13 protein-coding genes are annotated in these 13,555 nt (G+C 58.9%); 10 read left to right on the top strand and 3 right to left on the bottom strand.

What is annotated here, in order from left to right; genetic code table 11:
- The first annotated feature begins 437 nt into the window (after positions 1–437).
- The gene (locus ABIB44_RS15080) at positions 438–1,436 is read left to right on the top strand and encodes an AAA family ATPase (protein WP_354585479.1); all 999 of its coding nucleotides are present in this window, start codon (positions 438–440) and stop codon (positions 1,434–1,436) included.
- 79 nt (positions 1,437–1,515) lie between these two features.
- On the opposite strand, the gene ABIB44_RS15075 is transcribed toward ABIB44_RS15080, so the two are convergent.
- The 3 genes from ABIB44_RS15075 to ABIB44_RS15065 form a co-directional block, all read right to left on the bottom strand.
- The gene (locus ABIB44_RS15075) at positions 1,516–3,345 is read right to left on the bottom strand and encodes an NIDO-like domain-containing protein (RefSeq protein ID WP_354585478.1); all 1,830 of its coding nucleotides are present in this window, start codon (positions 3,343–3,345) and stop codon (positions 1,516–1,518) included.
- Positions 3,346–3,578: 233 nt separating this feature from the next.
- A complete protein-coding gene (gene mnmH, locus ABIB44_RS15070; RefSeq protein WP_354585477.1) occupies positions 3,579–4,601 on the bottom strand; it encodes a tRNA 2-selenouridine(34) synthase MnmH in 1,023 nt (340 codons plus the stop codon).
- A 68-nt stretch (positions 4,602–4,669) separates the two neighbouring features.
- Positions 4,670–5,395 carry a pyridoxine 5'-phosphate synthase gene (locus ABIB44_RS15065; RefSeq protein WP_354585581.1) on the bottom strand — a complete coding sequence of 242 codons (726 nt, stop codon included), beginning with the start codon at positions 5,393–5,395 and terminating at the stop codon, positions 4,670–4,672.
- A gap of 123 nt (positions 5,396–5,518) precedes the next feature.
- On the opposite strand from ABIB44_RS15065, the gene ABIB44_RS15060 reads away from it, so the two are divergent.
- The 9 genes from ABIB44_RS15060 to ABIB44_RS15020 all read left to right on the top strand — a co-directional run bounded on the left by ABIB44_RS15060 (position 5,519) and on the right by ABIB44_RS15020 (position 13,547).
- A complete protein-coding gene (locus ABIB44_RS15060; protein ID WP_354585476.1) occupies positions 5,519–6,547 on the top strand; it encodes a hypothetical protein in 1,029 nt (342 codons plus the stop codon).
- Between the two features lie 37 nt (positions 6,548–6,584).
- Positions 6,585–7,046 (top strand): GatB/YqeY domain-containing protein, encoded by a 462-nt coding sequence (locus tag ABIB44_RS15055; protein WP_354585475.1) that lies wholly within the window; start codon positions 6,585–6,587, stop codon positions 7,044–7,046.
- Between the two features lie 78 nt (positions 7,047–7,124).
- Positions 7,125–7,670 (top strand): CvpA family protein, encoded by a 546-nt coding sequence (locus tag ABIB44_RS15050; RefSeq protein ID WP_354585474.1) that lies wholly within the window; start codon positions 7,125–7,127, stop codon positions 7,668–7,670.
- An 89-nt stretch (positions 7,671–7,759) separates the two neighbouring features.
- A complete protein-coding gene (locus ABIB44_RS15045; protein WP_354585473.1) occupies positions 7,760–8,341 on the top strand; it encodes an anthranilate synthase component II in 582 nt (193 codons plus the stop codon).
- A gap of 116 nt (positions 8,342–8,457) precedes the next feature.
- Positions 8,458–9,240 carry an alpha/beta fold hydrolase gene (locus ABIB44_RS15040; RefSeq protein WP_354585472.1) on the top strand — a complete coding sequence of 261 codons (783 nt, stop codon included), beginning with the start codon at positions 8,458–8,460 and terminating at the stop codon, positions 9,238–9,240.
- A 172-nt stretch (positions 9,241–9,412) separates the two neighbouring features.
- Positions 9,413–10,087, top strand: a complete 675-nt coding sequence (locus ABIB44_RS15035) for a CBS domain-containing protein (protein ID WP_354585471.1) — start codon at positions 9,413–9,415, stop codon at positions 10,085–10,087.
- 37 nt (positions 10,088–10,124) lie between these two features.
- Complete coding sequence (locus ABIB44_RS15030) at positions 10,125–11,543, top strand: BamA/TamA family outer membrane protein (RefSeq protein WP_354585470.1); 1,419 nt, start codon at positions 10,125–10,127, stop codon at positions 11,541–11,543.
- 81 nt (positions 11,544–11,624) lie between these two features.
- Entirely contained in the window at positions 11,625–12,518 is an 894-nt protein-coding gene (locus ABIB44_RS15025) for an NAD kinase (RefSeq protein ID WP_354585469.1), read from the top strand.
- Between the two features lie 138 nt (positions 12,519–12,656).
- A complete protein-coding gene (locus ABIB44_RS15020; protein WP_354585468.1) occupies positions 12,657–13,547 on the top strand; it encodes a DUF6089 family protein in 891 nt (296 codons plus the stop codon).
- The last annotated feature ends 8 nt before the right edge of the window (positions 13,548–13,555 follow it).

Below are 13,555 nucleotides of genomic sequence, written 5' to 3'. Positions count from 1 at the left end.
CGAATGCCGGAACCAAGCGGGTGAGGAAAAATGATTTCATGCAGGGATGCTAAAATTAAGGTGATGGCTGGGCCGCGGAACCAGGCGTTACAGTTGCTAAATGTAAATAATTTCTGGGATAAACAACGTAGGCTGGATGGCACCTGTTTCGTTTGTTTATTATAAAAACTATATATTCAAAAAAGCAGTAGGCTCAGATAGTAATTACGGCAGCGTCGGCTGCATGGTTTTGCTGGCTGGGGGGCTTAGGCACAAAGAAACAGGGAACAACGCCCCGTAACTGGTTTGCGCCGTGGAAATCAACTTAAAGGTAATGTGGCGGGTATTGGGCGCTGCTGCCGTGGGCTGCTTGCAAGTGGTGCTGCCGAGGCCAAAGCGACACTAGCGGGCTGGTAGCTACCTTGCGGCGGCTGTTTCGCCCGCTTTCGCTCTGCCTTATGCTTCCTGCTTCCGACGCTTCCGCTTCGCCGGCCGCTCCCGTCGACTACCATCCCATCATCCGCCAGGTATTTGCCGAGATGGGCAAGGTGGTGGTGGGCCAGCAGCAGCTGCTCGGCCGGTTGCTCATTGGCTTGTTCACGGGGGGGCATATTTTGCTTGAAGGAGTGCCCGGCCTGGCCAAAACCCTCACGATTTCGACGTTGGCCAAGGTATTGCATCTGCACTTTCAGCGGGTGCAGTTTACGCCCGACTTGCTGCCCTCCGATTTGGTGGGGACCATGATTTATAACCAGAACCAGTCCGTCTTCGAAGTGAAGAAGGGACCGATTTTCGCCAATCTGGTGCTGGCCGACGAAATCAACCGCTCGCCGGCCAAGGTGCAGAGCGCCCTGCTCGAAGCCATGCAGGAGAAGCAGGTCACCATTGGCGAAACTACGTATCCGCTCGATTTGCCCTTTCTGGTGCTGGCGACCCAGAACCCTGTGGAGCAGGAAGGCACCTACCCGCTGCCCGAAGCGCAGGTCGACCGCTTCATGCTGAAAGTGCACGTCGACTATCTCAAGAAGACCGACGAGCTGGAGGTGATGCGCCGGATGGCCAATCTCAGCTTCGTGGAGGACGTGCAGCCCATCCTGACCAAAGACGATATTTTCGGTATTCGTCAGCAAATCAATCAGGTGCAGATTTCCGAGACGTTGGAAAAATACCTCATCGAGCTGGTGTTTGCCACCCGCCGCCCGGCCGACTACGACCTGCCCGAATTTGCCCACGCCGTGCAGTTTGGGGCCAGCCCCCGGGCCAGCATTGCCTTGCACCGCGGTGCCAAGGCCGTGGCCTACCTCGACGGCCGCGATTACGTGCTGCCCGAAGACGTGAAGGACGTAGCTGCCGATGTACTCAACCACCGCATCCTGCTCACCTACGAGGCCGAGGCCGACGGCATCCGCACCCAGGATTTGATTGAGGCGATTTTGCGCAAAGTCCCGATTAGCTGAAATCAGCGCCCGAATTCCAAAAGCAAAAATGGCTGCCCCGATACCGGAGCAGCCATTTTCTATGCGAAGATGTAAGCTACTATTCCACCACCACGCGTTTCACGACCAAGTCGTTGCCCGCTTGCAGGGTGAGGGTGTAGATGCCAGCCGCGAGGCGGCTCACGTCGAAATCGGCAGTGCCGCCCGCGGCGGGCAGGCTCAGTTGGCGCGTCTGCACGGTTTGGCCCAGGGTGTTGGCCAGCGTGGCCGTGGCCGCGCGCAGGCCGCCGGCGGGCACGCTCAGCGTGAAGCGCTGGTGGGCAGGGTTGGGCGCTACCGACACGGCGGCGGCGAGGGCTTCGTTGCGGGTAGCGGTGGCGGTGGCTAAAGTAACATCAATGGCTAGCTTGGGAGCGAAAGAAGCTGTGGCCAAGTCAGTAAATGCAACCCCATCTGACGAAAAGTAAAAAGTGGCAGGACGGAGTGGATTATCAGTTAAGAAAGCTAAGCCAATATTCGTTGTGCCCAGTTGTTTTACAGCAACAAAAAAGTCCCCATTGACGGGTACGTTAGGAACTGCCACCGAAACCGCTCCATCATTCTTGGGCTGAGTGAGCGTGGGAGATGTGTAGAGCAGTGTGCCTGGTTGGCTGGTCGTCGCGTTGGCACCGTAAATAAGAACCTGGTAAGTCGAGCCGCTAACGTTTAAAAACGTGGGCTTTATTGTCTGGATGGCACTACCCGCGTTAGCCCGATAGCGTACAAACAGCAGTACGTTGGCTGTATTATTCGACCCAATGCCACTAGTATACGCGGTTGTGCCGGCCGGAAAATGGCTCAAGGCAGATGAAGTGACGGTTTGAGTGGCGGTTTTCGTGTTATTGGAATTAGCATCATCTGCAGGTACGGTTACCAACACGGTGTTGGTACCGGTGGTGGCGGCTATGGGAACGGAGTAGGTGAGGGTTGTCGAAGCACCCGGGGCCAGCGTCGCAATGGTTTGCGTGTTGGTGTAGGTGGTGGCACCGCTCACTGTTAGCGTCACGGGCAGGTTGGTTTGGGTATTAGTGCCGGGGTTGCTGATGAGGGCTTGCACAACTACTGGGGAGCTATATATGCTCGAAACTGTGCCCAACGTGTAAACGGCCTTTACTGCAGCGTCGTTGGCAGACACCACCGTAGCACCGAAGCGATAAGTGCGGCCGGCATCGGGGCGAATAGTTCCTCGAAAATTATGGCCATTAGCAGTGTAAAAGCCATCGAGAAAAGTTGCTGCCCCCCAGGCTTCGCTACTAGCTTTGGTAACCACCAGCGATTGGCCACTGTTGATGCCTGTACCCTTGATGCCCACTACTGCAAGGCGGAAGACATCAGGCAAAGTGCCTTGTACAGCCGTGCCATATACAAATTCGATAGTATTGCTCGTTTCGTACAGCTTCACCTGAAAGTTCATGGAACCATATTGCTGGTCCTTACTCATGGTTTTGTCGGCTACGTTCTTCCACTGGATGGTGCACACCCGGTCAGGAGCCGTGCCGGAAGTGGTGAGGCGATACTCGGTGCCGCCCATTGCCGAGCCAGCGGTTAGGTCGAAGTTGAAGGGGGCCAGTATGTTGATATCGGCTGGGTTAGTGCTCTCAAAAGGGTCAATCTGCGTAGCCGTTTGCGATTCAGGCAGAAACAAATCCGTTGCCGATGGGGCCGTAGCTCCCAACTTGATAAAGCCGTTCGTGTTCAGTACAAATTGCGTAAAGGCTGTGCCGCTGTAATTGAACGTAAAACCGATAGGTTGCGCTGCCGAGTTAGCATCGTCGGTGTTGGCCGTAGCTATGGCCGCACCCGTAGTACCTAAGTCGGTGTAAGTGCCAGCTACGTTCGCAGCATTACTAAGGGCATAGTTGAACTGGGCGTGTGCCGCAAATGGCAGCAAAGCTATTGGCAGACACCGGCTAGCTCGTTTGAGTCGGGTTTGTAGGGATGCAAACATGAGAAAAGTGGGGAAAAGTGGAGAAATAAAAATAGGAAAAGGGGGTGGAGAAAGCGCGATAAGTAATCCGTAGCTAAAAACATTAAATAGCTCGGTAACTGACGGGGAAGCCAAAGTACAACGGGCGCGGTTATTTAGCCGCGCCCACTGGATAGATAACTCCCGAAAACCATTTGCTACCCGGCCGAAGAAGTAGCCAGTAGCGCGGCGGCATTGGCCGCTGCGTCGCAGCCCGGTACGGGCACAAAAGTGCGCGGCGGCTCGTCGGGGCGCGGGGTTAGGCCGTGCGTGTAGGTCTTGTCGTAGTAGTCGAGCACCCGCTCTACCATCAGCGAGAAGTCGCCGGCCTCGACGGCGGCCAGCGCCTGCTGGGTGGCCAGGCCGCCAAGGCGCTTTTGCAGGCGCTCGATGGCTGCCGCCAGTAGCGCAGGGTCTTCAGCCCCATACTCGGCCGCCAGCTTGGCTACGCGGGCGGCGCGGGGCACTTCCAGCACGAAGCGCGGGGCCGCTTGGAGCTGGGCAAACAGCCCGGGCGGAATGGTGAGCCGGCCAATCTGTCGGCTCTCATCTTCCACCCAAATGGGGGCATGGGTGGGCAGGGCTACCAATGCCGCCGCCAGGTTGTTCTCGAACTGCTCCTGCGTGGGCTGTGCCGGCTGCCCGATGGCCCCGAAAGCGGAGCCCTTGTGATTAGCTAAGCCTTCGAGGTCGAGCACCAACTGGCCGGGGATGGCCGCCAGCTGGTGCAGCACATCGGTTTTGCCGCTGCCCGTGAGGCCACCCAGCACCCGCCATTGCCGGGGCTGGGCAAACGAGGCCAGCACTGCCCGGCGGTAGTCCTTATAGCCGTGGTCGAGCAGATGCACTTTGAAGCCGGCCAGCTCCAGTAGCCAAAGCACCGCGCCGCTGCGCATGCCGCCGCGCCAGCAGTGCAGGCGTACTTCTTTGCTTGGCACCAGCTTTTTCGCCTGTTTTATCAGCACCGACATCTTCGGCCCAAAAAACTCCAGGCCCAGGTGCACCGCCCGCTCCTGGCTCAGCTGCTTATAAGTGGTGCCGATACTCGCCCGCTCCTCGTCGGTGAACAAGGGCAGGTTGAGCGCGCCCGGCACGTGGCCCTGCGCAAACTCGATGGGGGCTCGCACATCGAGCACGGGGTAGGGGAGGGCGTCGAACTCGGCTAGGGAATGGCGGGGCATATATAATTCAGTTAACAATTAATAATTAGCAGTGAACAATGCAGAACGAAACTGATAACTGCTCACTGTTAATTGTTAACTGATTTAAGCTGCCGCCGGTATAGCTGCACCGTATTCTCCAGGCCCAGGTAGAGGGCGTCGCATACCAGGGCGTGGCCAATGCTGACCTCGGCCAGTTCGGGCAGCTGCTGGTGCAGCCAGGCCAGGTTGCCGAGGTCGAGGTCGTGGCCGGCGTTCACGCCCAGGCCCAGCTGGCCGGCGCGGGCGGCCGTGGCGCGGTAGGGAGCCACAGCGGCTTCGCGGTCAGCGAGGTAGTGCACGGCGTAGGCTTCGGTGTAGAGCTCGATGCGGTCGGTGCCGGTGCTCGCGGCGGCTTCTACCAGGCGCACGTCGGGGTCGAGGAAGATGCTGACGCGGGCCCCGAACGATTTCAGCTCGGCCACCACGTCGCGCAGGAATTGCTGGTGCGTCACCACGTCCCAGCCTGCGTTCGAGGTAATGGCGTCGGGCGCGTCGGGTACCAGCGTCACCTGCTCGGGCCGCACTTCGCGGCACAGGGCCACAAAGTCGGGGGTGGGGTTGCCCTCCACGTTCAGCTCGGTGGTCACAACGTGCTTGAGGTCGCGCACGTCCTGGTAGCGAATGTGGCGCTCATCGGGGCGCGGGTGCACCGTAATGCCCTCGCCCCCGAAGCGCTCAATGTCGCGCGCGGCCTGCAGAATGTCGGGGCGGTTGTGGCCCCGGGCATTGCGTAGGGTAGCCAGTTTGTTGATATTGACGCTGAGCTTGGTCACGAGAGGGGAGAGCTTGTAAGATGAAAGAAGCACAACCGCTAACCGGTAACATCGGCCGGTTGCCGTAGCTTCGGGGCGAAAATACGCCCGCTGCCGCCGCCCGTCCGGGGCCGGGGCCTTCTTATGACGAATACTTCTTCCCTGCCTATTCGGCTACGGCCCGTGCTGCTATTTGCCGCGCTGGCTTTGCTGGTGGTGGGTACCGAACACGTCATTGTGCGGCTGCCTGCATTTCCGCAGCACCCGGCCCTGTCGTGGGCCGTGCTATTCGACGTGCTGGTGGGGCTGCCACTGCTGTTCTACGTGCTGCTGCTGCGCCGCTACCGGCTGTCGCCCCTGGTGTTGATTACGGTAATCGGGGCCTGCCTGGCGCTGGCCTGTTGGTTGCTGCCCGCGCCGCAATGGCCCTCGCGGCGGCTACTGCGGCTGCTGCCCGCCGTGCTCGAAGGCGGTACGCTGCTGGCGCTGGCCATTCGGAGCCGGGCGCTGCTGCGGGCCTACCAGGCCGCCGGGGCCCACGAAACCCGGCCCCTGCTTCGCCTACGGCTGGCCGCCGGGCAGGTATTGGGCGAAGTCGGCGTGCTGCTGGTAGCCGAGCTCGACATGCTGCGCTTTGCCGTGCTCGGCTGGTGGGAAGCCACGCCCACGGTGCCGCCGGGCACAGTTGCCCTCGCCAGCCACCGCGAGTCGGGCTTTGGAGCGTTGCTGGTCGTTGCCTGTTTCGGACTGGTTATCGAAAGTGCGGCCCTGGACTTACTGGTACGCCTCTGGAGCCCGGTGGCTGCCGGCTGGCTGCTCGTGGCCGATGCGTATGCTTTGCTGCTGTTCATTGCGCACGGCCACGCCGTCCGGTTGCAACCCACTGTGCTCACGGCCGATGTGTTACTGGTGCGGGTCGGCTTTGTCTGGCAAGTCGTGGTGCCGCGTAGCAACTGGCCCTCCGCCGAGCAGCTGCGCGGCGACTTCGCCGCTGATGCAGAAACGTTGAACCTGGCGCGCCCCCTGCTCACGGCTCCCAACGTAATGCTGACCTTTGCGGCCCCGGTACTCGTAACCGGGCCGTATGGTATCCGCCGCACCGCTCGCCGCCTGGCGCTGTACCTCGACCAGCCAGCCGCATTACTGGATGCCCTAGCGGCCCCTCAATCCTGAATTTTTTACCCGCGCCAACGCGCCAATTCTCTTCCCCATGCTCAAAACCACCATCGACGCTTCCATTAAGCAGGCCATGCTCGCCAAAGACAAAGTGCGCCTAACCGCCTTGCGTAGCATCAAATCGCAAATCATGCTGGCCGAAACCGCCGACGGAGCCAGCGCCGACGGCCTCACGCCCGAAGCCGAGCTCAAGCTGCTCAACAAAGCCGCCAAGCAGCGCCGCGATGCCGCCGCCATCTACAAAGAGCAGTTCCGCTCCGACCTCGAAGAAACCGAACTCGCCGAATTGGCCATTATCGAAGAGTTCCTGCCCGCCCAGCTCACCGAAGCCGATTTGGTCGAGAAGCTGGTCCACATCATTCAGCGCGTGGGTGCCACCGGCCCTTCCGACCTGGGCAAAGTAATGGGCGTGGCCGCCCGTGAGCTTTCCGGCCAGGCCGATGGCAAACGTATTTCCGACGTGTTGGGCCATTTGCTGAACAACACCAACCTGTAAATCAATGAGCAATGAGCAATTGATAACAAACAATCCTGAGTAAGCTGCTCGCTAAAATTGTTAATTGCTCCTTGTTAATTGCCCATTGAAAAGATGACGGCCCTCGACATTCTGCTGCTCTTGCCGCTGGGCATTGGGGCCGTGAAGGGCTACCGGCGCGGGCTGGTGCTGGAAGTGGTATCCCTGCTGGCCTTTGTGCTGGCCGTGGTGGGCGGGCTCAGTCTGCTCTCGGCGGCCGTGCCGCTGGTGCGGCAGTACGTGGGCGACGCGTTCGGACTGCTGCCGCTGCTGTCATTCGCCCTGGTTTTCGTGGCTATTATGTGGGGTGTGCACCTGCTGGGCGGGCTGCTGAAAACCGCCGTGCACCTCACCCCGCTGGGGGTGCTCGATAATCTGTTGGGCGGCACGGCCGGCGTTATCAAATGGATACTCGGCTTGAGCCTGCTGCTACACGGCACCCGGCTGGCGGGCCTGCATCTGCTATCGCCCGGGCTGGTGGCGGGCTCGCAGGTGCTGCCTATCGTGCAGCAGGCCACCCCACTGGCCCTGCAAATTACTGGCTATGTGCTGCCCTTTGCCCACAACCTGCTGGGGCGGATAAAAACGGCCTTTGTAAAAAGTTAAAAGTCAAGCGTAACGAGTTAAGCGTTGTGAGCCGTAAAGTCCATCACCCGTGTTTCTTAACTCCTCACGCTTAACATTTAACCAAACTCATGCGCCTGCTGCTGCTCGACAATTTCGATTCCTTCACCTTCACGCTGGCTGACTACCTATGCCAGCTGGGGGCTGAAGTTGTCGTGCGCCGCAACGACGTATCCCTGGATGACCTCAATGTGCCCGGATTCGATGCGGTAGTCCTCTCGCCTGGCCCGGGCACGCCCGCCGCTGCCGGCGTTATGCCGGCCCTCATCCGCGCCTACCATCAAACCGTGCCGATGCTGGGCGTGTGCCTGGGCCACCAGGCACTGGGCGAATTTTTTGGGTCGGCCGTGGTGCGGGCCGCCCGGCCCATGCACGGCAAAGTCACGCGCATGCGCTGCAACCCAGCCGACCCGCTCTTCGCCGGCCTGCCCGCCGAGCAGGACGTCACGCGCTATCACTCGCTCATTGTCAGCGAGCCGCTGCCGGGCGCGCTGCTGGCCCTGGCGCACACCACCGGCCCGCAGCCCGAGCTTATGGCCCTGCGCCACCGCACGTTGCCGCTATACGGGGTGCAGTTCCACCCCGAAGCCCTGCTCACGCCGCACGGACTGGGCATGTTGGGCAATTGGCTGCGTTGTTGTATCATTGCCTAAACCACTATTTAGTGGTCAGCGGTTGGTGTTGAACGGTTGATGAACGGTTATTCGCAGGACCTACCTAACCGCGCACCATTACCTTCTGACCATCAATTACTAATCATTTCGTTACGATGGAATTGCGCCGCCAGCACCAGCACGGGTACGAATACGTGGACGAGGGCCAGGGACCAATACTGCTGCTGCTGCACGGTCTGTTTGGAGCCCTGAGCAACTGGCAGGAAGTGGTGCGTGAGTTTTCCTCCAGCCACCGCGTCATCATCCCGCTGCTGCCCATCTACGACATGCCCCTCAGCCAGGCCGGCGTACCCGGGCTCGTGGCCTACGTCGAAGGTTTTGTGGAGGCGCTGGCCTTGCCGGGCGCGTTCAGGGTGCTGGGTAACTCGCTTGGCGGCCACATTGCGCTGGTTTACACGCTCAAGAACCCGGCCCGCGTCGATAGCCTGGTGCTTACCGGTAGTAGCGGGCTCTTCGAAGACAGCATGGGGGGCTCATTTCCCAAGCGCGGCAACTACGCCTATGTTGAAGAGCGGGTTGGCTACACCTTCTACGACCCCACCGTGGCCACCAAAGAGCTGATTGATGAAGTCTTCACCGTGACCAACTCCAATGCCAAATGCCTGCGCATCATTGCCATTGCCCGCTCGGCCCAGCGCCACAACCTGAGCAAGGAGCTGGCGAAAATCACGGTGCCGGTGCTATTGGTCTGGGGCCTGAACGACACTATCACCCCGCCGCCGGTGGCTCACGAGTTCGCCCGCCTGCTGCCCCACGCCGAGTTGCGCTTCGTCGACCACTGCGGCCACGCCCCCATGATGGAGCACCCCGCGGCCTTCAATGCCTACCTGCGCGGGTTTTTGCGTAGTGTTGAAGTCCAGCCGGCTGCAACTGCCTAAACGGCGGTTATCCTTTTGGCGGCCCGATTGTTGTTCGCCCAAATCACCAGCTCCCTTACCTTGTACCTTGTCATCTAAACCCGCGTTCGCTTTAACGTTATTCCGTTTTCATGCTATGATGCTTTGGCTAATTCATCATTTATAATTTAAGAACCTTTATTTCCCGGAGAATATGCCCGCCCTGCTCGCCGAAGACTTACTCAACGAAATGATTCCGCCCCTGAAGGGCACCGATTCGGCGGGCAAAGCAGCTCGCTGGCTCGATGAGTTTCACGTAGCCCAGCTGCCCGTGCTCGACCAGCGCCGCTACCGTGGCCTCGTAACGGAAGCCGACCTGGCCGATTTCGACGACCCCGAAACGCCACTCTCGGAGTTGGCCCTAGGCTTCGCCGATGCCTTCGTGCGCCCCGACCAGCACTTCTACCGCGTAATGGAGTTGGCCATCCAGAACAAGATTCAGCTGGTGCCTGTGGTCGATGAGCGCCATGAGTATGCCGGCGTCGTCACCATTGCCGATGCCTTGGCTGCCTTCGGCCAGCAGCCGGCCGGTGGCCAGGGCGGCATCATCGTGCTCAGCATGGAGGAGCGGGACTATTCGCTCACCCAAATCAGCCGTTACGTTGAGGAGAACAACGCCAAAATCATCAGTGCTATTGTCGCGCAGGATGAAGTTGACCCCTACCGTATTCGGCTCACGCTCAAGCTCAATACCGATAACCTGGCGCGCATCACGGCCACGCTGGAGCGATTTGGCTACGTTGTTACGGCCCAGTTCAGCGGTACCGTCGTCGCCAACGAAGACGAGCAGGACCGGTTCGACTCCCTGTTGCGCTACCTGAACGTCTGATAATCGGGTGTTAGGCTTCCTGTTACTATTGTTGCAAGTGCTGGTGCCTACCCCGGCCCCGGCCGATACATTGCCGCGCCCCCTGCGCCCGGTAGTAGCCCCCACCGATACGCTGGTGCGCGTACTGCCCTGTTCTGGTGCCACCCGCGCTGCCGTGGGCCGCATACTGTTCGCCGGCAATGCCATTACCAAGGAGCGCATCCTGCGGGCGGAGCTTGATTTTAAGGAGGGCGACACCCTGTCCCTGGCCGACCTGCCCGCCCGCCTCGAAGCCAATCGCCGACGGCTCTTCAACCTTCAGCTATTCCACGCCGTGGTGGTGCAGGCCAGTTGCGCGGGCGGCCAGTGGCTCGTCGTGTTCGGCGTGCAGGAGCGGTGGTACACTTTCCCGGTGCCCATTCTCTCGCTGGCCGACCGCAACCTGCGCTCCTGGCTCAACCGCCCCGACCGCTGGCGGCGTGTCGATTACGGCCTACACCTCACCCGCGTCAACTTCCGGGGCCGCAACGAGCAGCTCATCGCCAACCTCCAGCTGGGTTTCAACCGCAAGTATGAGCTGTTTTACGAAGTGCCCGGCCTGGGCCGCTACCGTCGGCTAGGTTTCGGCGTTGGCGCATCTTATTTCCAAAGCCACACCCTCGATTACCGTACGCTCGATGACCGCCTCACCCCCCTGCGGGCCGACGATAATTTCCCCATCCAGCGCTTCTATGCCACGGCCGGGCTGCGTTTCCGGCACACCGTACAGTTCCGCACCGCCTTCGACGTTTCTTACCACCGCGAGCAAATCAGCGACTCGGCCAACTATTACAATCCCAAGTACTTCCTGGGCCGCACCCAGCGTGAATTTCTCGATTTCACACTCAGCAGCACCCGCAACCAACGCAACACCTTCGCTTATCCGCTCACCGGCCAGTATGCCCAGGTTAGTCTCACGCACCGCGTTTTCTTTGATAACACCACTCCCTCACTCACCACGCTGCGCGCCACTTATTCCCGATACCTTTCCTTGGGCCACCAGTTCTACTACAGCCTCGGTGTGAGTGCCCAGGCCCGGCTGGCTCGCGCCTTTGGCTACCCCGATGCCCGGGCGCTGGGCTACGACGACCTCGTGCGCGGCTACGATGAGTACGTTATCGACGGTCGTCACTACGGCTTGGTGCAGCAGGGACTGTCGTATCGCCTCTTCGAACCCAAAACAATTCGCTTGGGCTCTATTGACAATCCGAAGGTCAACACCATCCCGCTCGCCCTCTACGGTAATATCTTTGCTGATGCCGGCTACGTCGTAGCTCCTAATACTATTCCTCAAAATCGCCTTCCCAATCATTTCCTGCGGGCATTAGGCCTCGGCCTGCACCTCGTCACGTACTACGACCGCGTGTTCACCGCCGAATACACCCTCAATGGTTTAGGGCAAACCGGCTACTTTTTCCGGGCCGAGTTTCCGATTTAGGCTTGTTCGGTTCGTAAAGCCAGTTATGATTTTGTTATCGAATTTTCCTGCGGCTGCTATTACCCCCTTCTCACTTTCTGCATGAAAATCGCCATCCTCGGCAAGCCATTCGACGACGAAGCCGCCCCGGCCATTCAGGCACTACTCGACGACCTCACTGCCCGGCGCGCCGAAGTGCTCATCGGTGAATCGTTCCGCACCTTCCTCGACAACCGTTTGCGTCTGCCCGAAGGGACTACCAGCTTCCGCCGCGGCGATTCGCTGCGCGGCGTGCAGTACGTACTCAGCATCGGCGGCGACGGCACTCTGCTCGATACAGTTACCTACGTCGGCAGCCTGCAAATCCCCATTCTCGGCATCCATACCGGCCGGCTCGGTTTCCTGGCCACCATCACTCCCGACCGCATTGCCCAAGCCATCGATGCGCTCTATAAAGGCCACTTCAACATTGAAGAACGCAGCCTCATCCGCGTCGACACCGACCCCGACGTCTTCGGTAGTCTCAACTTCGGCCTCAATGAATTCAGTGTCCTCAAGCGCGACACTTCATCCATGATTGTCGTTCATACTTATATCGACGGCGAATACCTGAATTCCTACTGGGCCGATGGCCTTATCGTGGCTACGCCCACCGGCTCCACCGGCTATTCGCTTAGCTGCGGCGGCCCTGTTATGCTCCCGCAGACAAACAATTTTATCATCGCTCCCGTATGCCCCCACAATCTGAACGTGCGGCCCCTTGTCGTGTCTGACCAGAGCGTGATATCCTTCGAAATTGAAGGCCGTAGTACTAGCTACATGCTGGCGCTTGACTCTCGCTCCCTACCCGTCGAAGCTTCCGTTCAGATTGCTGTTCGTCGTGAAAATTTTAATGCCCGTCTAGTAAAACTGAATCATGTTAACTTTTTGAGCACCTTGCGCAGCAAACTCAATTGGGGCCTCGACCGGCGCAATCCGGCTGGCATTCAGGTGTAGTGCGCGAAGTTTTTTCTTGAAAAAATCGTGGAAAGTTTTTTTAGTTCCTGCCATAGCCTACTTTTGTGACTGTCTGAAACTGCGCATTCACTGCCCAAGCCTCAAACTCCTACCTAGCATCATCACTTTCGTTGCCTTATGAAAAATATTTTCACCTATTCAACCGCATTCGTGCTCGGTTTGGCTTTAGTAGTCACACCTGAGGCAGATGCGCAACAATTTAGCAAGCGGAAGCAGTACAACTCGGTTGGCTTTAGCTTAAACGCTGTAAACTATTTTGGTGATGTTACGCCTGTTACCAATTTCACCAGCCTCCGGCCCGGTGCTACCCGCTTAGGTGCCGGTGTCTCCATCACCCGTCGATTTTATCCTCGCCTGTCGGGTCGTTTTGGCCTCACCTACGGCCGTATTACCGGCAGCGACGAACTTGCTACCAACGGTGTGAGCGACCCAAACGCACGTTTCCGTCGTAATCGCAATTTTACGTTCCGCAACGATATCATCGAGGCTTCAGCCGTAGCTGTTATCGACCTGATTGAAAACCGGAACAACTATCTGAAGCGTCCTGACTTCGTGCCTTATGTGTTCGGTGGCATTGCGGGTTTCTACAACAACCCACAAGGCCTCTACTCGGATGGTACTTACGTTGACCTGCAGTCGCTGAAAACGGAAGGTCAGGCGACAGCGTATAGCAAATATCAAATTTCAATTCCTTTCGGTGGCGGTATCCGGTACCGTATCAACAGAAACTTCGATGCCAGCTTGGAAGTTGGATTCCGCAAAACCTTTACTGACTACATTGATGATGTAGGTGGCAAATATGCTCCGGTAGCTAGCATTAGTTCATCGCCGCAGCAGTTGTATTTCGGCAATGGCATTACCAAAAGCCAAACCGGTGAGTTTGCGCATTTCACAGACCCCACCAGCCAACGTGGTGACTCGGGCAATAGGACAGACTGGTACATCGTTACCGGTGTAACCCTGAACTACATTTTGACTCCCCGCATCAAGAACCCCAAATTCCGCTAAGCTGCGGA

Origin of the sequence: Hymenobacter sp. UYCo722 (assembly GCF_040547115.1) — a bacterium.
Lineage (GTDB): Bacteria > Bacteroidota > Bacteroidia > Cytophagales > Hymenobacteraceae > Hymenobacter.
The sequence above is the reverse complement of the archived record's forward strand: the minus strand, read 5'-3'. Positions and strand labels throughout refer to the sequence as shown.